Below are 15,370 nucleotides of genomic sequence, written 5' to 3' on the forward strand. Positions count from 1 at the left end.
GGAACGCCGCACGCCCTTCATGCGTCGCGGCTCTGGATAGCGAGCCGCGCCCCGCTCGCCAAGCCCCGCGACGCGAGAGCCGGGCGGAACGGCGCGACGCGGCGGTCTCTTCGACGACGGCTGGCGATGCGTAAAATCCCGCGTGATTCGTTAGCGCGATCCTAGCTGCGGCCGGCTAGGCTTCGGCTTTGGATGGTCGCCCGCCGGTGAGTGCGCGCATGAAGATTTTCAGGGCGCGATTGGGTCGGGGCGCGGCATTCGCCTGCGTTCTCGTGCTTGCGACATGCGTGACCCTGCGGTCGCTCGGCACGGAGCAGGCCGATCTCGCCCGATACACGGCGGGACTCGTGTCGGGCAGCTTGACCGATCTGTCCACCGCGTTCCGGAAATGGGGCGGCCGCGACCTGCTTCGTCCGCTGTCGGCGGACCATGCCCGGCAGCTCCACGGTGGGCTCGACGACGTCCTCGCAAAGCTGGAGAGCATCGACCGCGCCGGCGTGCCGGACGATGCCGACGACCTCCTCGATTCGGCCTCGGCGCGGGTTTCCAACCTGCGCCAGGCGAGCGGGCCGACGACCTACCGCGCCGTCCAGAGCGAGTTGCGCCTCGCGACCTTCGAGGTCGACCGGGCGCATGACAGCATCGACGCGAGCGCCAAGGTCGCCCGACCCGACGGCGAGGCGAGGCAGCCGTTCATGGCGCCGGCCGAGACTGGGCTCTGGCTGCTCGCCCTGATCGTGTCCGCGTTCCTCAGCGCTCTCGCGGCCGGCCGGCTGCTGCGGCTGCGCAGCGACCGGATGGAGGAAGCCGAACGGGCGGCGGCCGAGAGCCGGGCGCGGGCGGCGCGCCACACCCTGTCGCAGCGCTCCGAACTCGACAACATGTTGGCGATGATCGCAGCGCAGTCCTCCGGCGCGCGGCCGCTGCGCCTCGCCCGGAAAGCCTGACGTTCACCCCCTCGCCTCGGGATCAATCCGAACCCGCCGGCGGGTTTTCGTCGTAGCGCACCGTGCCGTTCACCGGCGGCAGCCAGTGTTCCCGGCGGACCGCCCAGCCCTCGACCGCCGGCCCGATGCCGTTCGGCGCGGCGTCGAGCGTGCCGAGAAACACCTCGACATCCTCGTCCGTCAGGAAGAACAGCCGCGAGCCGCAGGTCGGACAGAACGACCGGCGCGCAAACGTCCGCAGTTCCCCCTCCATCCGGAACCGGTCGAGCGGCCAATTCGCGGTCGCCGAGACGATGGAGCCGGTCAGCTTCCGGCAGGTCGCGCAGTGGCAGAGTCCCGACACCGTCGGCTCGCCCCGGACCTCGTATCGGACGGCGCCGCAAAGGCATCCGCCGGTCTGCACGCGATGGCTCATAGGAAACTCGTATGCCTACGGCAGATCAAATCCACAATATGCACACTTGTCGTTGGCTGTACTGGTTAGATTTCTGCAATCGGGGCACTGCATCATATCCCCATAGTTCATTCGCCGGAGCATACCGCCCGACGGGCCTGAGCTTGCGTAATCGACCGGCTTGCTTGCCGTGTTGGGTGGTAGAACAACGACCAAAATCAGACCAAAGAGCCCAAGGACCGATCCGACAAAAAACCAACCTAAAGCGCTGCGATTCCTCGATGCAGCTATAATGGCGGTCACTACACCACAAATAATCCAGATGCTTACCGCCAAAACGACGAGCATTTTTCCTCCAAAAAGCTCACTTCTCAAAATTGATAAGCCATATCGCTTAGCTTAGAATCGATTAGGTTCAAATTCATCCAACGTCCACTCGCCTAATCCTACAATTTCCGCAGCGCCACCCGCTCCACCCGGTGGCTCGGGCCCTTCGCGAGGATCAGGTCGGCGCGCGGTCGGGTCGGCAGGATGTTCTCCCGGAGGTTCACCGCGTTGATGTCGCGCCACAGCCCCTCGGCGATGGCGAGCGCCTCCTCCTCCCCGATCGAGGCGTAGCGATGGAAGAACGATCGCTGGTCGCGGAAGGCGGTGTCGCGCAGCCGCATGAAGCGGTCGAGATACCAGCGGCGGATGTCGGCTTCCTCCGCGTCGATGTAGATCGCGTAGTCGAAGAAGTCCGAGACGAAGGGCACCGCCTTGCCGTCCGGCGGGATGTCGCGCGCCTGGAGGACGTTCAGCCCTTCGAAGATCAGGATGTCCGGCTGATCGACGGTGACGCTCGCCCCCTTCACCACGTCGTAGACGAGGTGCGAATAGACCGGCGCCTCGACGTGCCGCACCCCGGCCTTCAGGTCCGACAGGAAGCGCAGGATGCGGCCGACGTCGTAGCTTTCCGGAAAACCCTTCCGCCGCATCAGGCCTTCGGCTTCGAGGACGGCGTTCGGATAAAGGAAGCCGTCGGTCGTCACGAGATCGACCTTGGGGCTCGACGGCCAGCGGGCGAGGAGTTCCTTCAGGATGCGGGCGGTGGTGGACTTGCCGACCGCGACCGAGCCGGCGATGCCGATGACGAAAGGCGTCTTCTCGGCTGCGCCGTCGCCGAGGAAGCGGCGGCGCTGGCGGAACAGGAGCTGCGACGCCTCGACATGGGCGCTGAGCAGCCGCGAGATCGGCAGGAGGATGCGCCCGACCTCGCCGAGGTCGACCGGATCGTTCAGCGAGCGGAGGCGCTCCACTTCGGCTTCGGAGAGGTTCAGCGGCTGGCCGGCGCGGAAATGCCCCCATTCCTCCGCCGAGAAGAAGCGGTAGGGCGAGAAGCGCGACGGGACCATCTGGTCCACGGCGTCAGGTCCCCGCGTCCGGCGTCGGCCGACGGGCCTTCTCCTCGAGGCCCGTCTCGGCCGTGCGGCGCTGCAGCTCAGCCATGACGGCGTCGAGCGGCACGCCCCTCAACCGCAGCACAACGAGGAGATGGTAGAGGAGGTCCGCCGCCTCGCCGGCGAGCGCCGCGTCGTCCTCGGCGAGTGCGGCGATCACCGTCTCGACCGCTTCCTCGCCGAGCTTCTTGGCGGTCTTCGGCAACCCCTTCGCGGCGAGCTTCGCCGTATAGGACTTCGGGTCGCCGGAAGCGGCGCGCGCCGCCACGATCGCCTCGAGGTCGGCGAGGGTGAAGCTGCCGCTCATGCGCCGAGCCCGTCCTGGCGGACGGCGAGGCCCGCCGCCGCCATGTGCGCCTTGGCCTCGGCGACCGTGTGGGTGCCGAAATGGAAGATAGAGGCGGCGAGCACCGCCCCCGCCCCGCCGTCGCGCACGCCCTCCACCAGATGGTCGAGCGTGCCGACGCCGCCCGACGCGATCACCGGCACGGATACTGCGTCGGCCACGGCGCGGGTGAGGGCAAGATCGAAGCCTCGCTTCGTGCCGTCGCGATCCATCGAGGTGAGCAGGATCTCGCCGGCTCCCAGCGCCACGACGCGGCGCGCGAACTCCACGGCGTCGATGCCGGTGGCGGTGCGCCCGCCGTGAGTAAAGATCTCCCAGCGGGGTTCCGCCGATGTTTCACGTGAAACATTCTTGGCGTCGATCGCCACCACGACGCACTGGTTGCCGAACTTGTCGGCGGCCTCCGCCACGAGTTCCGGCCGCCGCACCGCCGCCGTGTTGACCGAGACCTTGTCGGCCCCGGCGACGAGCAGGCGGCGGAAGTCCGCGACCTCGCGCACCCCGCCGCCAACGGTGAGCGGCATGAAGCAGCGCTCGGCCGTCCGCGCCACGATGTCGAGGAGGGTGCCCCGATCCTCGGAAGACGCCGTGATGTCGAGGAAGCAGAGCTCGTCCGCTCCCGCCGCATCGTAGGCGGTCGCCGCTTCCACCGGATCGCCGGCGTCACGCAGGCCCTCGAAGTTGACGCCCTTCACGACGCGGCCGTCCTTCACGTCGAGGCAGGGGATGATGCGGCACTTCAGGGTCATGGGAAAGACCGGCGGGAAACCCCCGCCTTATGCGATGCCGCGATAGAGATCGGCAAGGGGCAGCGCGAGGCCGAGCCCGGAAAGCTCCAGCACCGCCTCCGTGCCTTCGATCATGCCGGGTTCGCCGAAGGCACCGTTTTCGTTCCGGCTCCACACCCATACGCGGGGCTCGTCCGGCGAGAGCACAAGGTAATGGAGCAACGTCGGGAGCGCGATATATTCCGCGACCTTCGGCCCGAAGTCGCGCGCATAGGAGGATGGCGACAGGACTTCCGCGAGAAGGACGGGAGCACGGGCGGCGAGGTCCCTCCCGTCCCCACCCTCGGCGCGGTCGACGAAGACGTCCGGAAAGCGAACGCCCTTGTCGGAGACGCGGATGCCGAAGTCCGCCGATCCGATATCGTAGACCGCCGGGTCGAGCCGGGTGCCCAGCAACAGCATCAGGCGGCTCGCCAGACGGACATGGCTACGCGTCACGTTGATCATGACGTCGACGATCCGGCCGTCCACGAGTTCAAGCTTGCCCTCCTGCGCCTGCGCCCAGTGCAGGAACTCGTCGGCCGTCCAGTTTCGGGATTGGGGAAGCTGGATGTTCATGGGCGGAACATAGCGGCGCGACAGCCTGCCGTCACGCTTCGCTTTCAGCTTTCAGCCAGACCTCGACCGGACCTTTCAGCTTCAGCGTCATCGGCCGGCCACGGCGGTCCTTCGAGTTGCCGGCCGGCACGCGGATCCAGCCTTCGGAGACGCAGTATTCCTCGACATTGGTCTTCTCGACGCCCTTGAAGCGGACGCCGACGCCGCGCTGGAGGAGGTCGGGGTCGAAGAAGGGGCTTTCCGGATCGGCCGACAGGCGGTCGGGCAGGGTTTCGTCCATGGCGGTCTCCTCGGTTTCGCCGACGCATAGACCGCGGCAGCCGATGCGCCAAGCCGCAGCGCGACTGGCGACGCGGTACGGTGCATGTTAGACAAACGGGCAAGCATCCGCGGGATACACTCAAAGGGATAGACGGATATCCCGTTTGGTGTATCCTCGGCGGTCATGGCGTTTCACGTGAAACATGCCGAGGCCGACGCCCTCGCCCGCGAGCTGATGCGGCTGCGCCGCTCCGGGCTGACCGAGGCCGTGCTGCACGCGCTGCGCGCCAGCGTCGAGGCGGAAAAGGCGAAGGCCTCGCTGCCGGACGTCGCCGTCGCCTTCGCGCGCGAGCTGCGGGCGCTCGACACGGAAGCCGCCTGATGTTCGTCGACGCGTCGGCACTCGCCGCAATGCTCCTCGACGAGCGGCAGGCCCGGCTTCTCGCCGGCCGGTTGCAGGCCGCCGCCAACCGCTTCACCGCCGTTCCGTGCCTGCTCGACACCCTCGCGACCCTGTCGGCGGCACGAGGTCTCGACGCCGCACGCATCATGCCGCTCTTCGACCGCTTCCTCGATGCGATGGCGATCCGCACCGTGTCGCTGCCGGCCAGCCTCGCCGCGCCAGCCGCCGAAGCCTTCGCGCGTTTCGGCCGGAGCACGGGTCTCACCCCGAACCAGTGCCTCGCCTATGCCGCGGCGCGCTATTACCGCGTGCCGCTGCTCTTCGCCGACCCCGTCTTCGCCGAAACCGACATCCAGCCCGGTTGACGGGCGGCGCTTTCCCGTGTTCGAGGGCGGCAGCCGTCCCCTCCAGCCCGAAAGCTCCGCCGTCATGACCATCCGCGTCCACAAGGGCGACCTGCCGGACCTGTCGCGCTATTCCGGCTCGGTCGCCATCGACACCGAGACGCTCGGGCTCGATACGCGGCGCGACCGGCTCTGCGTCGTACAGCTCTCGCCGGGCGACGGCACCGCGGACGTCGTGCAGATCGGCAAGGGGCAGCGCGAGGCTCCGAACCTCTGCGCCCTCCTCCGCGATGCCTCGAAGACGAAGATTTTCCACTACGCGCGGTTCGACATCGCGGCGCTGTTCCACGCCTTCGGGGTGATGACGGCGCCGGTGTTCTGCACCAAGATCGCCTCGCGGCTGACCCGGACCTATACCGACCGGCACGGGCTGAAGGACCTGGCACGCGAACTGATCGGCGTCGACCTGTCGAAGCAGCAGCAGTCCTCAGACTGGGCGGCCGAGACGCTGACCCCGGCGCAGGTGGAATACGCCGCCTCCGATGTCCTGCACCTTCACGACATCATGGCCGTCTTGTTGAAGCGGCTGGAGCGCGACGACCGGATGGACCTCGCGAAGGCCTCGTTCGACTATCTGCCGACCCGCGCCCGGCTCGACCTCCTCGGCTGGGACGAGGAGGACATTTTCTCGCACTCCGTCTGAAAATCAGCGCGCGAAGCGCCGGGTGGCCTCGTCGACGAGTGCGTTGGCGATGGTCATCCGCCGGTTGGCGCGCTCGCGCATCTCCGGCGACACGCGGTCCGGATGGTTGGCCCGGGCGAACAGCCGGCGCGCGGTCTTCAGGTCTTCCAGCGACGTCGCGGCACCAAGCGCCAGCTCGAAGGCGATGTCGTCCGGATCGAGGCTGAGGGCGGAGGGCTGGGCCGCCTCCTTCTCGGGCGCATCGGCCGCGCCGTTCGAGCGGTAGGCGGCACGCGATTCGCTGCCGCCGACGCCCGCATCCCGCTCCAGCCCGTCGAGCACGCGCCAGAAGTCCGCGCCGGCGCCCCGCGCCGCGGGCACGTCGCCGCCGTCCGGCACCCGCCGGCCGATATTCTGCAGGACCTCCGCGAACTCCATGCGGCTACAACTCCGGCCGACCTTCTCCCGATACGCGGGAAGACGCCGGACAGCCTCACACGATTCCGCTGAATCGCCGGTAAACGCAGCCGGCAAACTTGGGGCTGAGGAACCCCCGCCTCTCGCCGTCCTTCCTTCCCGAAGCAACGGGAGTGGGACCATGAGCAAGACAGGCGGAAAACCCGCGGCGGACGACGAGGCGGTTCCTCCCGGCGCGGCGCAGGAAAGCGGACCGCTGCGCGGCGGCAAGCCGGTGGAGCCGACGCCGACGGAAGACAGCCGGCACCCGACCACCAAGGCCGAGAAACGCTCGGAAACGATCCGCGAAGGCGGCGAAGCCGAAAGCCGCGACGACGGCTGAAACGGGGAAATTTCGCATCGCCGTTCCCGGCATGGGAACGCGGACGGACCGGTTCGCGCTTGTCCTGCCGGGGCCGACGATCGCGCCCCGACGGGAGGAGAGGCACATGGACAAGGGCAAGCCGCTGAAACCGAAGACGGCCGCGGGCAAGGACAAGGCCACCGCGACCGCCAAGTCGGCCGCGAACGAGGCCGAGCGCCACAAGACCGGCGAGACCGCCGCGAAGGCCACGAAGAAGAAGTGAGAACCAGGCGGGCGCGGCGCCGGTGGTGCGCCGCCCCCGTCAGCGCCGACGCGCTGCCCGGCGTTTCTCGGCCGCCGCCAGGATGTCCTCCAGCGCGGCGAGCAGGCGGTTCGCCTCGTCGGCGTCGAGCATCGCCACCGTTTCGGCCAAGCGATTGGCGAGCCGCGTCGCGGCGGGCGCGAGGCCGGCCGTGTCGATCGCGATGCGCGGATGCGACAGCTCGGCGAGACGCTCCAGCTCCTCCGCGTCGTCCCAGATGACGTTCAGATAGCCGATGATCCGCTGCAGCATGTCCCAGGTCGGGCGGCCGCGCTTGCCGTGCTCCAGCGCCGAGAGATAGGACGAGGAGACGTTGAGCGCCGCCGCCATGGCGCGCTGCGTCACCCCGCGCTGGCGGCGAAGCTCGCGCACCCGCTCGCCGAACGGCGTCATCGCCGCCGGAGCCTGACATAGAAGGCCCCCTCCCCGCCGTGGCCGCGCGCCGCCGGCTCGAAGCCGGCGACGAGCGCGCGGAAATCCGGCGTGTCGAACCAGTGCGGCAGGGCGCGCTTCAGCGCGCCGACCGAACCCGGCGACGAGCCGCGCCCGGTGATCACCAGGACGTGCCGCGAGCCGGTGGCGCGTGCATGGCGCAGGAAGCCGAGAAGCGCGTAGTGCGCGACGGCCTCGGTCTTGTCGTGGAGGTCGATGCGATCATCGATCGCGAGCCGCCCCTTGGCGAGCTTGCGCCGGACCGGCCGCTCGATCGGATGGAGGGCGGGCTTCGGAACGGCGGTGGTACGCGGATGTCCGGCCTTCGCCGACGGCAGAGGAGCGGTGGGTGACGCCGCGGCCAGCGGCGGCTCGCTTGCGGCGGCGGGCAGCGGTGCGACGGTGGGGATGCGGCGGCCGGGCAGCGGGCGGACGCTCGCCAGCACCCCGGCCCACAGCCGCGCCTCCTCCTCGTCGAGGCCACCTCGCCGTCCCCGGTTCCTCATCGGGCGAGTTGGTCGGCCAGCGCGGCGGGCAGGAGGGCGAAGAAGTCGCCCGGATGGCGCACGCGCCCCGCGACGCCGCCCGCCGCGGCCCCCGAGCCGACGAAGATGTCAGCGCGCGCCGGACCGAGGATCGCCGAACCGGTGTCCTGCGCGACTGTCAGGCGGCGGAACGGCGCGCCGGCCATTTCCAGCGTCGGGGCGTCGATGAAGAACGGCGTGCCGAAGGTGTGGAGTTCGCGGTCGACGGCGATCGAGGCGAGCGGCGTCAGCGGCACCTTGGCGGCGGCGACCGGCCCGAGGCTCTCGTCCTCCACCGCCGCCTCGCGGAAGAAGATGAAGGAGCGGTTGCGGTCGAACAGCGCGCGCAGGCGCTCCGGGTGGCGGGCGAGCCAGCCGCGGATGCCGTCCATGTCGGCGGCCTCCAGCGTCAGCTCACCTTCCTGCACGAGGACCCGCCCGACCGCGGTGAACGGATGGCCGGTCTTCGCGGCGTAGGTGACGCGAATGCGCCGCCCGTCCGACAGCGCGAGCCGCGCCGAGCCCTGGACATGGATGAAGAACGCTTCCACCGGGTCGGCGAGCCAGGCGATCTCGAGGTTCCGGCCGGCAAGGTAGCCGCGCTCGATCGCGGCGCGGTCCGGGTATTCGCCGAGGAGACCGTCAGGGCGGCGCTGCGCGAAGCGGAAGTAGGGGTCGAGCCCGGCAGGCCGCGACACGTCGTCGACCTTCACGAGGTCGGCGGGTTGCCGGTAGAGCGGAAAGCGGAAGCGCTCGTCGGGCGCGAGTTGCGCCTCGACCTCCGGCTCGTAATAGGCGGTGCAGAAGCCGCGTCTGTCCGCGTCGTCGGCGTTCGCCTGGACCGAGGCAGGGCGGAAATGCCGCTCGAAGAAGCCGCGCGGATCGCCTTCCCCCTGCCCCGCCAATGCGCTTTCCGCGGCCGGACGGAACGCCGCCGCTTCGATCCCCAGCGTGCCGGTCTTCGCCTCGCCGTCGAGAAACCGGGCCGCCGAGCGGCGGAAGGCCGCGAAGGCGAGCGCGTGGCCGGCCGCCTCCCAGCCGGGAAGATCGGAAAAGCTGCGGCGGGAGAAGAGAGGGCTGAGCATCGGACGGTCGTTCGGGTGGGAGCGGCGGCGGCGGTTGCGCCTCTTGTGGCGGGACGGCCCGGCGCGATCAAGCCTCGTGCCGGAGTTCGGCCTTCGCGTGGTCGATGAAGGCGCGCAGCGCCGGACCGACATGGCGGCGGCCGGGATAATACAGGAAGCAGCCGGGAAAGGGCGGCGTCCAGTCGTCCAGCACCCGCACCAGCTCGCCGGAGCGCAGGTGAGCCGCCGCCTCCGCCTCGAAGACGCAGGCGAGGCCCAAACCGTCGACGGCGGCGCGCAGCCGGACGGCTGGATCGTCGCAGACGAAGGAGCCTTCGACAGCCGCGTGGATCTCCTCGCCGTCCCGCTCGAACTCCCAGCGGTAGGGGCTCCGGTCCGTCGGCCGGCGCATGTTGATGCAGTGGTGGCCGGCGAGGTCGTCCGGCACCGCCGGCACGCCGCGCGCCGCCAGATAGCCGGGCGAGGCGACGACGATCATCCGCACCGGGCCGCCGAGCCGCACCGCCACCATGTCGTTCTCCAGCCGCTCGCCGAGCCGGACACCGGCGTCGAAGCCGCCCGACACGATGTCGACCAGCGCGTCGTCCACCACCAGTTCGAAGCTCACCGCCGGATGGCGCCGGAGGAACGAGGCCGCCAGCGGCGCGACGATGTGGACGGCCGCGAACCGGTTGGCGTTGAGGCGGAGGCGCCCGGACGGCGCGCCCTCGGCCAAGCCGAAGCCGGCAGCGGCCGCGTCGAGCTCGTCCAGCGCCGGCAGGAGCCGCTCGGCGAGCCGGGCGCCCGCTTCGGTCGGCGAGACGCTGCGCGTCGTGCGGTTGAGAAGGCGGGTGCCGAGCCGTTCCTCCAGCTTGCGGATCGTCTGGCTCAGCGTCGAGACCGAGACGCCGAGATGCGCCGCGGCGCGGGTGAAGCCGCCGTGGCGCGCAACGGCGGCGAAAGCGCGGAACTCGCCGTAATCGGCCTGCCTCATTCTTGGGCGCTATCGAAAGACCTCTTCGGATCCTTCGGGATTATCACGAAACGCCGCGCGCCGCATCTTCCCTCCAGCGAACCTCGCGATGGAGCAAACGGATGTTCGGACGGATCGGAACATGGTGGCGCAGGAGCCGGACGGAGATCGGGCTCTACGCGCTGGACGACAGGCTGCTGGCGGATATGGGAGTCTGCCGGCGACACCTCGGCTGGCACCTGCGAACGGGCGAGGTCTGCCAGCCTGAGCGTTGCCGGCGGCCGGGCGACGCGGTCGGAACAGCCGCCGAGGGCTCCGCCCGCTTCACGCCATGGATATCCTGACGGGGGCGGCCCTCAGGCGTCGGCGGACTGGGTTTCGACGACCTTCCAGTTCGGGTCGCGCGAGCGGATGTCGCGGGCGAAGGTCCAGAGGTCGCGTACCTCGACTACGGCTTCCGGGTCGCCATCGATCACTGCGCCGGAACGGTCGGTGACGGAGGAGATGAGCTGCGAGACGATCCTGACCGTCAGCAGCACCTCGCGATCCTTCACCGCGCCGGAGACGATCGTCGCCTCGTTGATGCCGACGAAGGCGGACTTCATCGTCTGCCCCAGCTTCTCGCGCTCCGTGATCGCCTGCTCGAAGCCGGCATAGGCTTCCTGCGACAGGAGGTTCTTCAGCGTCTTGCGGTCGCCATCGGCGAAGGCGGTCAGCACCATCTCGTAGGCGACCTGCATGCCCTGCAGGAACTCGGCCGGGTCGAAGGTCCGGTCGGCGTCGCGGATGCGGCGGAGATCGGCGTTCGCCGGCTCCCCTGGCGGCACGACCTTGTCGATCACCGCGTAGCGGTCCTCGGCGACGGCATCCACCACGACGGGCTCGCGGCGGCCGGGCAGCGCGATCACCTTGCCGCCCTCGCCGTTGCGCGCGGCGGGAGCTTGCGCACTCTTCGTCTCGACCTTCTCGGGCCGGGCATAGGGATCGAAGGGCGGACGCTCGTTGCCTGTGCGCCGCCCCAGCACGCTGCGGAGCTGGTACAGAACGATCAGGGCCACGACGATGATGACTATCGTCCCGAAGCTCATGTCTCGCGGCGTTTCCTCAAGCGTTGCGGGCCGGCACTCTCCGGCCCGAGCCTATCCGATCTGCATATAAGCGGCGCGGGGCGGCATTCAAACCGCTTGTGGCCTCGCCCACGCGCCCGCTTTCGAAATGTTGAACACAACGATCCGCCGGCCGCCGCGTTTCATGTCCTCGCGGTCGCACCTTGAACCGAAGGGTGCCCGCTGCCGAGAACCGCCGGAAAGCCCCGCCCCATGCCTCTCGCCCTCGTGCCGATCCTGCTCCTCGTCGTGCCGATCCTGGAAATCGCCGCCTTCATCCTGGTCGGCCGGGAGATCGGCCTCCTGCCGACGCTGGGGATCGTGGTGGTCAGCGCCGTTGTCGGGGCGCTGCTCCTGCGCCGCCAGGGCCTCGGGGCGCTCCGGCGCATCCAAGGCGAGATCGCCGCCGGCCGGGTGCCGGGGCGCGAACTGGCGGACGGGGTGCTGATCGTCGCCGCCGGCATCCTACTCCTCACCCCCGGCCTCGTGACCGACGTCGTCGGCTACCTTCTGTTCGTGCCGGCGGTGCGCGCTTTCATCCGGCGTTTCCTCGCGCGCCGGGTCGTGGTGACGGCCACGATGGCGGGATCCCGCCCGGGCGGGAGCGGCGACGGCGGCGGCGGGAAGCGGCCGGCCCGGCCCGACGTGGTGGACCTGTCGGAAGAGGACTACGAGCGCCGGCCCGATCCGAACTCGCCCTGGAACGGCTCGCACGAAGGCAACCGGACGCTGCACTGAGGGTCGAGGGAGCGCGCGTCCCTCGAAGGCCCTCGCCTTGCCACGCTCCGGCCGAGATGCTAGCGCTTGCCGCCGATTTTGCCGGGCGGCCCCGCTTCGCGGCGCTCGCGCTTCGGCGGCCGCCGGGCCGTGTCTCCTTCCCGTTCCGCCACGAGGTCTTCCGCATGTCAGACGCCACCCCGCACACCAACGGCGCTTCCGCCGAAGGGCCGTCGCCGACGCTGAACATCCTCGCGCAATACATCAAGGACTTCTCGTTCGAGAGCCCCAGCGCGCCGAACTCGTTGCGCAGCGCCGGCAAGAGCCCGACGATCAACATCGGCGTCAATGTCGGCGCGAACCCGATCAACGGGCAGGCAGGCGACTACGACGTCAAGCTGTCGCTCGACGCGAAGGCGGCCGACGGCAGCGACACGCTGTTCCATGTCGAGCTTGAATACGGCGGCGTGTTCCGCCTCCAGCATTTCCCGCAGGAGCACCTCCTGCCGCTGCTCTTCATCGAGTGCCCACGGCTCCTGTTCCCGTTCGCCCGCCAGATCATCGCGGACGTGACGCGCAATGCCGGCTTCCCGCCGCTGATGATCGACCCGATCGACTTCGCCGCGCTGTTCCAGCAGCGCATGGCCGAAGAGCGGGCGAAGGCCGAGGTCACCACGACGACGGCCTGACCGGATCGGGCTCGCGCGAACATGGAAAGGGCGCCTCGCGGCGCCCTTTTTCGTGGCTGGGAAACGGGCGCTCAGCGCTGCTCCTCCTCGGCTTCCTCGTCCTCGTCGTCGCCGATATCCTCGCCGATGAGGCTCTGCTCCTTCACGCCGCGGAAATCGTTGTCGGTGCGGCGCACGAAGTTGCCGAGAAGATCGCCCTCCGCGACCGGCCGCTCCTTCAGCTCGTCCGGAACTTCCGGCTTGGTGCTCTCGGGCTTGTTCTTGTGCTCGGTGTTCCACATCGGAACTCTCCTTCGACGCTGGCGTCCTTGCAGCCTGAAATCCCGAAGGTGGCTCCGATGTTCCGCGACCCCTTTCAGGAAGCCGCGGCCCGCTCCTCCGCCGGCTCGAGATAGCCGAGCCAGAGGGCGTCGGCCCCGAGCGATTCCACGAAGGCGCGATGGCGGGCAGCTTCCGCCGCGGTGAGGCGAGCGGGCAGCGGCGCGGGGCGGCGCTTGAGGCGCACCGGCCCGCCGTTCGCCTCGGCCCCGTCGCGGTCGCGGCCGTCGGCGGCGGACACGAGGCCGAGCGTCGACTGCCGGCCGCCGATCAGCTCGATATAGACGGAGGCGAGGAGTTCGGAGTCGACCAGCGCGCCGTGCTTGTCGCGCTTCGTCGTGTCGATCGAGAAGCGCGAGCAGAGCGCGTCGAGCGTCGCCGGCGCCATCGGGAACTTCCGCCGCGCCATCTGCAGCGTGTCCACCACCCCGTCCATCGAGATCGGCCCGATCCCGGCACGTGCATATTCGGCGTTGATGAAGCGGATGTCGAAGGTGGCGTTGTGGGCGATCAGCCGCGCGTCGCCGAAGAACTCGCGGATCTCGGCAACGACCTCCTCGAACAGCGGCTTGTCGGCCAGCATCTCGTCGGAGATGCCGTGGATCGCGAGCGCCTCCGGATGGACCTTGCGTCCGCCCCCCGGCCGGATGAAGCGGTGGAAGCTCCGGCCGGTCGGGATGTGGTTCCACAGCTCGATGCCGCCGATCTCGATGACCCGGTCGTTCTCGAAGTCGAGGCCGGTGGTTTCGGTGTCGAAGACGATCTCGCGCATGCGGGCGAATTTCGTCCTTCACGGGCAAGCGCGCAAGGGCGGCGCCGGCCCCTCCCCGCCTATTTCGGGCCGCCCGCCAGCGACCGGAGCAGGCTTTCGACCAGCGAACGCGCCGCGGCGAGGCCGCCGGACGTGTCGAGCACGAGGTCGGCGCGGCGGCGCTTCTCGGCGTCCGGCAGCTGGCGGGCAAGGATCGCCTCCAGCTTCTCCGGCGTCATGCCGGGCCGGGCGAGGACGCGGGCGCGCTGGACATCCGGCGGCGCGGTGACGACGAGCACCTTGTCGACGCGGCCCTCCGCGCCGGTCTCGAAGAGGAGCGGGATGTCGAGGACGGCGAGCGGCGCGCCCGCCGCCCGCGCCTCGTCCAGGAACGCGGCTTCCGCGGCGCGGACATGCGGGTGGACGATGGCTTCGAGCCGCCCGAGCGCCGCCGGATCGTCCACCACTTGCGCCGAGAGCGTGGCACGGTCGACGCGGCCCGCCGTGTCCGTGGCGCCCGGAAACGCCGCTTCGATCTCGGCGGCGAGCGGGCCGCCCTCGTAGAGCCGGTGCACGACCTCGTCGGCCGAATGGACCCGAACGCCGAGCGCCCGGAACATCGCGGCGGTGGTGGATTTCCCCATGCCGATCGAGCCGGTGAGGCCGAGGACGATCAACGGGCGGCGCCGGCGATGTCGGCGAGGACGAGCGCGCGCAGCCGTTCCGTCACCGGCGGGCGCCGGCCGAACCAGCGCTCGAAGCCCGGCACCGCCTGGTGGAGCAGCATGCCGAGCCCGTCCGCCGTGCGCAGCCCCCTCGCCTTCGCCGCAAGGAGCAGCGGCGTTTCCAGCGGCACGTAGACGATGTCGGTGACCATCGCGCCGGCCCGCATGGCGCCGAGGTCGGGCACCTCGCCGCTCGACGCGGGCACTGTGTTGACGAGGAGGTCGGCGCGGAGGAGCAGCCCCGGCACCGCGTCGATCCCGTGCGCCGAGACGCGCAGGCCGAAGTCGCGCGCCAGCGCTTCGGCGCGCGCCTTTGTGCGGTTCGCGACGCGCACGCGCCGGATGCCGCGGGCGAGGAGCGCGTGGACGACGCCGCGCGCCGCGCCGCCGGCCCCGAGCACCACGGCTTCCTCGCCCTCCCCCCAGCCGGCGAGGCGTTCGTCGAGGTTCGCGGCGAAGCCGTAGGGGTCGGTGTTGCCGCCGTGGAGCCGACCGGCTTCGAACCAGAGCGTGTTGACCGCCCCCGTCGCCTCCGCCGCCGCGTCGCGGACTTCCGCCGCGCGGAACGCCGCCTCCTTGTGCGGGATCGTGACGTTGCCCCCGGTGAAGCCTTGCGCCTCCAGGGTGGCGAAGAAGCGCTCCGTCTCCTCCGGCGGAACGGCGATTCGCTCGTAGGAGCCGGCGAGGCGGAAGTCGGCGAGCCAGGTGCCGTGGATCAGCGGCGAGCGGGAATGCGCGATCGGCCAGCCGCAGACGAAGGCTTTCGGGCCGGCGGCATCGGGGCTCGGGTGGGTCGCGTCGCTCATCCGCCGGGTATACGCTTCCCG

25 protein-coding genes are annotated in these 15,370 nt (G+C 70.0%); 9 read left to right on the forward strand and 16 right to left on the reverse strand.

Annotation, left to right across the window (positions count from 1 at the left end; translation table 11 throughout):
* Nucleotides 1-287: 287 nt before the first annotated feature.
* Nucleotides 288-947, forward strand: a complete 660-nt coding sequence (locus tag F6X38_RS13360) for a hypothetical protein (RefSeq protein WP_150970325.1) — start codon at nt 288-290, stop codon at nt 945-947.
* A 22-nt stretch (nt 948-969) separates the two neighbouring features.
* Here the strand turns inward: F6X38_RS13360 and F6X38_RS13365 are convergent, their stop codons facing one another.
* The 6 genes from F6X38_RS13365 to F6X38_RS13390 form a co-directional block, all read right to left on the reverse strand.
* Complete coding sequence (locus F6X38_RS13365) at nt 970-1,362, reverse strand: GFA family protein (protein ID WP_150970326.1); 393 nt, start codon at nt 1,360-1,362, stop codon at nt 970-972.
* A gap of 425 nt (nt 1,363-1,787) precedes the next feature.
* On the reverse strand, nt 1,788-2,735 hold the full coding sequence (gene coaA, locus F6X38_RS13370; protein WP_150970511.1) for a type I pantothenate kinase: 948 nt from the start codon (nt 2,733-2,735) through the stop codon (nt 1,788-1,790).
* Nucleotides 2,736-2,748: 13 nt separating this feature from the next.
* Nucleotides 2,749-3,087, reverse strand: a complete 339-nt coding sequence (locus tag F6X38_RS13375; protein WP_150970327.1) for a phosphoribosyl-ATP diphosphatase — start codon at nt 3,085-3,087, stop codon at nt 2,749-2,751.
* Complete coding sequence (gene hisF / locus F6X38_RS13380; protein ID WP_150970328.1) at nt 3,084-3,875, reverse strand: imidazole glycerol phosphate synthase subunit HisF; 792 nt, start codon at nt 3,873-3,875, stop codon at nt 3,084-3,086. Before hisF ends, F6X38_RS13375 begins: the two co-directional genes overlap by 4 nt.
* A gap of 27 nt (nt 3,876-3,902) precedes the next feature.
* On the reverse strand, nt 3,903-4,472 hold the full coding sequence (locus tag F6X38_RS13385) for a Uma2 family endonuclease (RefSeq protein WP_150970329.1): 570 nt from the start codon (nt 4,470-4,472) through the stop codon (nt 3,903-3,905).
* A 31-nt stretch (nt 4,473-4,503) separates the two neighbouring features.
* The gene (locus tag F6X38_RS13390) at nt 4,504-4,752 is read right to left on the reverse strand and encodes a DUF3297 family protein (RefSeq protein ID WP_150970330.1); all 249 of its coding nucleotides are present in this window, start codon (nt 4,750-4,752) and stop codon (nt 4,504-4,506) included.
* Nucleotides 4,753-4,929: 177 nt separating this feature from the next.
* Between F6X38_RS13390 and F6X38_RS13395 the strand changes: the two genes are divergently transcribed.
* From F6X38_RS13395 to F6X38_RS13405, 3 genes are all read left to right on the forward strand, one after another.
* Complete coding sequence (locus F6X38_RS13395) at nt 4,930-5,115, forward strand: type II toxin-antitoxin system VapB family antitoxin (RefSeq protein ID WP_161992749.1); 186 nt, start codon at nt 4,930-4,932, stop codon at nt 5,113-5,115.
* Nucleotides 5,115-5,501 carry a type II toxin-antitoxin system VapC family toxin gene (locus F6X38_RS13400; RefSeq protein WP_150970333.1) on the forward strand — a complete coding sequence of 129 codons (387 nt, stop codon included), beginning with the start codon at nt 5,115-5,117 and terminating at the stop codon, nt 5,499-5,501. The genes F6X38_RS13395 and F6X38_RS13400 overlap by 1 nt, the downstream gene beginning before the upstream one ends.
* 64 nt (nt 5,502-5,565) lie before the next feature.
* A complete protein-coding gene (locus F6X38_RS13405; protein WP_150970335.1) occupies nt 5,566-6,183 on the forward strand; it encodes a ribonuclease D in 618 nt (205 codons plus the stop codon).
* 3 nt (nt 6,184-6,186) lie between these two features.
* Here F6X38_RS13405 and F6X38_RS13410 read toward each other — a convergent pair whose 3' ends face one another.
* Nucleotides 6,187-6,600, reverse strand: coding sequence for a hypothetical protein (locus tag F6X38_RS13410; protein ID WP_150970337.1), 414 nt, complete (start codon nt 6,598-6,600; stop codon nt 6,187-6,189).
* A 160-nt stretch (nt 6,601-6,760) separates the two neighbouring features.
* Between F6X38_RS13410 and F6X38_RS13415 the strand changes: the two genes are divergently transcribed.
* Together F6X38_RS13415 and F6X38_RS23410 are read left to right on the forward strand one after the other, a co-directional pair.
* The gene (locus F6X38_RS13415) at nt 6,761-6,961 is read left to right on the forward strand and encodes a hypothetical protein (RefSeq protein ID WP_150970339.1); all 201 of its coding nucleotides are present in this window, start codon (nt 6,761-6,763) and stop codon (nt 6,959-6,961) included.
* 106 nt (nt 6,962-7,067) lie between these two features.
* A complete protein-coding gene (locus F6X38_RS23410) occupies nt 7,068-7,205 on the forward strand; it encodes a hypothetical protein (protein WP_161992750.1) in 138 nt (45 codons plus the stop codon).
* A gap of 39 nt (nt 7,206-7,244) precedes the next feature.
* Here F6X38_RS23410 and F6X38_RS13420 read toward each other — a convergent pair whose 3' ends face one another.
* The 4 genes from F6X38_RS13420 to F6X38_RS13435 form a co-directional block, all read right to left on the reverse strand.
* The gene (locus F6X38_RS13420) at nt 7,245-7,637 is read right to left on the reverse strand and encodes a helix-turn-helix domain-containing protein (RefSeq protein ID WP_150970341.1); all 393 of its coding nucleotides are present in this window, start codon (nt 7,635-7,637) and stop codon (nt 7,245-7,247) included.
* Nucleotides 7,634-8,182, reverse strand: coding sequence for a Smr/MutS family protein (locus F6X38_RS13425; RefSeq protein WP_150970342.1), 549 nt, complete (start codon nt 8,180-8,182; stop codon nt 7,634-7,636). The genes F6X38_RS13420 and F6X38_RS13425 overlap by 4 nt, the downstream gene beginning before the upstream one ends.
* Entirely contained in the window at nt 8,179-9,285 is a 1,107-nt protein-coding gene (gene mltA, locus F6X38_RS13430) for a murein transglycosylase A (RefSeq protein WP_150970344.1), read from the reverse strand. Before mltA ends, F6X38_RS13425 begins: the two co-directional genes overlap by 4 nt.
* Nucleotides 9,286-9,352: 67 nt before the next feature.
* Complete coding sequence (locus tag F6X38_RS13435) at nt 9,353-10,258, reverse strand: LysR family transcriptional regulator (RefSeq protein WP_150970346.1); 906 nt, start codon at nt 10,256-10,258, stop codon at nt 9,353-9,355.
* 101 nt (nt 10,259-10,359) lie between these two features.
* On the opposite strand from F6X38_RS13435, the gene F6X38_RS13440 reads away from it, so the two are divergent.
* Nucleotides 10,360-10,581, forward strand: coding sequence for a DUF1127 domain-containing protein (locus tag F6X38_RS13440; RefSeq protein WP_150970348.1), 222 nt, complete (start codon nt 10,360-10,362; stop codon nt 10,579-10,581).
* Nucleotides 10,582-10,593: 12 nt separating this feature from the next.
* Here the strand turns inward: F6X38_RS13440 and F6X38_RS13445 are convergent, their stop codons facing one another.
* Nucleotides 10,594-11,325, reverse strand: a complete 732-nt coding sequence (locus F6X38_RS13445) for a Tim44/TimA family putative adaptor protein (RefSeq protein WP_150970350.1) — start codon at nt 11,323-11,325, stop codon at nt 10,594-10,596.
* A gap of 231 nt (nt 11,326-11,556) precedes the next feature.
* Here F6X38_RS13445 and F6X38_RS13450 point away from each other — a divergent pair, with 231 nt between their 5' ends.
* Nucleotides 11,557-12,081: an FxsA family protein gene (locus F6X38_RS13450; protein ID WP_150970352.1), complete on the forward strand. Its 525-nt coding sequence runs from the start codon at nt 11,557-11,559 to the stop codon at nt 12,079-12,081.
* Between the two features lie 164 nt (nt 12,082-12,245).
* Nucleotides 12,246-12,749: a protein-export chaperone SecB gene (secB, locus tag F6X38_RS13455; protein ID WP_150970354.1), complete on the forward strand. Its 504-nt coding sequence runs from the start codon at nt 12,246-12,248 to the stop codon at nt 12,747-12,749.
* 71 nt (nt 12,750-12,820) lie between these two features.
* Here secB and F6X38_RS13460 read toward each other — a convergent pair whose 3' ends face one another.
* The 4 genes from F6X38_RS13460 to F6X38_RS13475 all read right to left on the reverse strand — a co-directional run bounded on the left by F6X38_RS13460 (nt 12,821) and on the right by F6X38_RS13475 (nt 15,349).
* Nucleotides 12,821-13,030: a hypothetical protein gene (locus tag F6X38_RS13460; protein WP_150970356.1), complete on the reverse strand. Its 210-nt coding sequence runs from the start codon at nt 13,028-13,030 to the stop codon at nt 12,821-12,823.
* Between the two features lie 74 nt (nt 13,031-13,104).
* The gene (gene dnaQ, locus F6X38_RS13465; protein ID WP_150970358.1) at nt 13,105-13,839 is read right to left on the reverse strand and encodes a DNA polymerase III subunit epsilon; all 735 of its coding nucleotides are present in this window, start codon (nt 13,837-13,839) and stop codon (nt 13,105-13,107) included.
* 59 nt (nt 13,840-13,898) lie between these two features.
* Nucleotides 13,899-14,495, reverse strand: a complete 597-nt coding sequence (gene coaE / locus F6X38_RS13470) for a dephospho-CoA kinase (protein ID WP_150970360.1) — start codon at nt 14,493-14,495, stop codon at nt 13,899-13,901.
* On the reverse strand, nt 14,492-15,349 hold the full coding sequence (locus tag F6X38_RS13475) for a shikimate dehydrogenase (RefSeq protein WP_150970363.1): 858 nt from the start codon (nt 15,347-15,349) through the stop codon (nt 14,492-14,494). Before F6X38_RS13475 ends, coaE begins: the two co-directional genes overlap by 4 nt.
* Nucleotides 15,350-15,370: the final 21 nt, after the last annotated feature.

It is taken from the genome of Plantimonas leprariae (genome assembly GCF_008802405.1).
GTDB lineage: Bacteria > Pseudomonadota > Alphaproteobacteria > Rhizobiales > Rhizobiaceae > Plantimonas > Plantimonas leprariae.

Coding starts and splice junctions, on each gene's coding strand:
- F6X38_RS13400 (WP_150970333.1), top strand. CDS start 5,115: ATGTTCGTCGACGCGTCGGCACTCGCCGCAATGCTCCTCGACGAGCGG.
- hisF (WP_150970328.1), bottom strand. CDS start 3,875: ATGACCCTGAAGTGCCGCATCATCCCCTGCCTCGACGTGAAGGACGGC.
- F6X38_RS13445 (WP_150970350.1), bottom strand. CDS start 11,325: ATGAGCTTCGGGACGATAGTCATCATCGTCGTGGCCCTGATCGTTCTG.
- F6X38_RS13375 (WP_150970327.1), bottom strand. CDS start 3,087: ATGAGCGGCAGCTTCACCCTCGCCGACCTCGAGGCGATCGTGGCGGCG.
- F6X38_RS13390 (WP_150970330.1), bottom strand. CDS start 4,752: ATGGACGAAACCCTGCCCGACCGCCTGTCGGCCGATCCGGAAAGCCCC.
- F6X38_RS13440 (WP_150970348.1), top strand. CDS start 10,360: ATGTTCGGACGGATCGGAACATGGTGGCGCAGGAGCCGGACGGAGATC.
- F6X38_RS13475 (WP_150970363.1), bottom strand. CDS start 15,349: ATGAGCGACGCGACCCACCCGAGCCCCGATGCCGCCGGCCCGAAAGCC.
- F6X38_RS13460 (WP_150970356.1), bottom strand. CDS start 13,030: ATGTGGAACACCGAGCACAAGAACAAGCCCGAGAGCACCAAGCCGGAA.
- F6X38_RS13405 (WP_150970335.1), top strand. CDS start 5,566: ATGACCATCCGCGTCCACAAGGGCGACCTGCCGGACCTGTCGCGCTAT.
- F6X38_RS23410 (WP_161992750.1), top strand. CDS start 7,068: ATGGACAAGGGCAAGCCGCTGAAACCGAAGACGGCCGCGGGCAAGGAC.
- F6X38_RS13410 (WP_150970337.1), bottom strand. CDS start 6,600: ATGGAGTTCGCGGAGGTCCTGCAGAATATCGGCCGGCGGGTGCCGGAC.
- F6X38_RS13425 (WP_150970342.1), bottom strand. CDS start 8,182: ATGAGGAACCGGGGACGGCGAGGTGGCCTCGACGAGGAGGAGGCGCGG.
- dnaQ (WP_150970358.1), bottom strand. CDS start 13,839: ATGCGCGAGATCGTCTTCGACACCGAAACCACCGGCCTCGACTTCGAG.
- F6X38_RS13365 (WP_150970326.1), bottom strand. CDS start 1,362: ATGAGCCATCGCGTGCAGACCGGCGGATGCCTTTGCGGCGCCGTCCGA.
- mltA (WP_150970344.1), bottom strand. CDS start 9,285: ATGCTCAGCCCTCTCTTCTCCCGCCGCAGCTTTTCCGATCTTCCCGGC.
- F6X38_RS13450 (WP_150970352.1), top strand. CDS start 11,557: ATGCCTCTCGCCCTCGTGCCGATCCTGCTCCTCGTCGTGCCGATCCTG.
- coaA (WP_150970511.1), bottom strand. CDS start 2,735: ATGGTCCCGTCGCGCTTCTCGCCCTACCGCTTCTTCTCGGCGGAGGAA.
- F6X38_RS13435 (WP_150970346.1), bottom strand. CDS start 10,258: ATGAGGCAGGCCGATTACGGCGAGTTCCGCGCTTTCGCCGCCGTTGCG.
- F6X38_RS13420 (WP_150970341.1), bottom strand. CDS start 7,637: ATGACGCCGTTCGGCGAGCGGGTGCGCGAGCTTCGCCGCCAGCGCGGG.
- secB (WP_150970354.1), top strand. CDS start 12,246: ATGTCAGACGCCACCCCGCACACCAACGGCGCTTCCGCCGAAGGGCCG.
- F6X38_RS13415 (WP_150970339.1), top strand. CDS start 6,761: ATGAGCAAGACAGGCGGAAAACCCGCGGCGGACGACGAGGCGGTTCCT.
- F6X38_RS13385 (WP_150970329.1), bottom strand. CDS start 4,472: ATGAACATCCAGCTTCCCCAATCCCGAAACTGGACGGCCGACGAGTTC.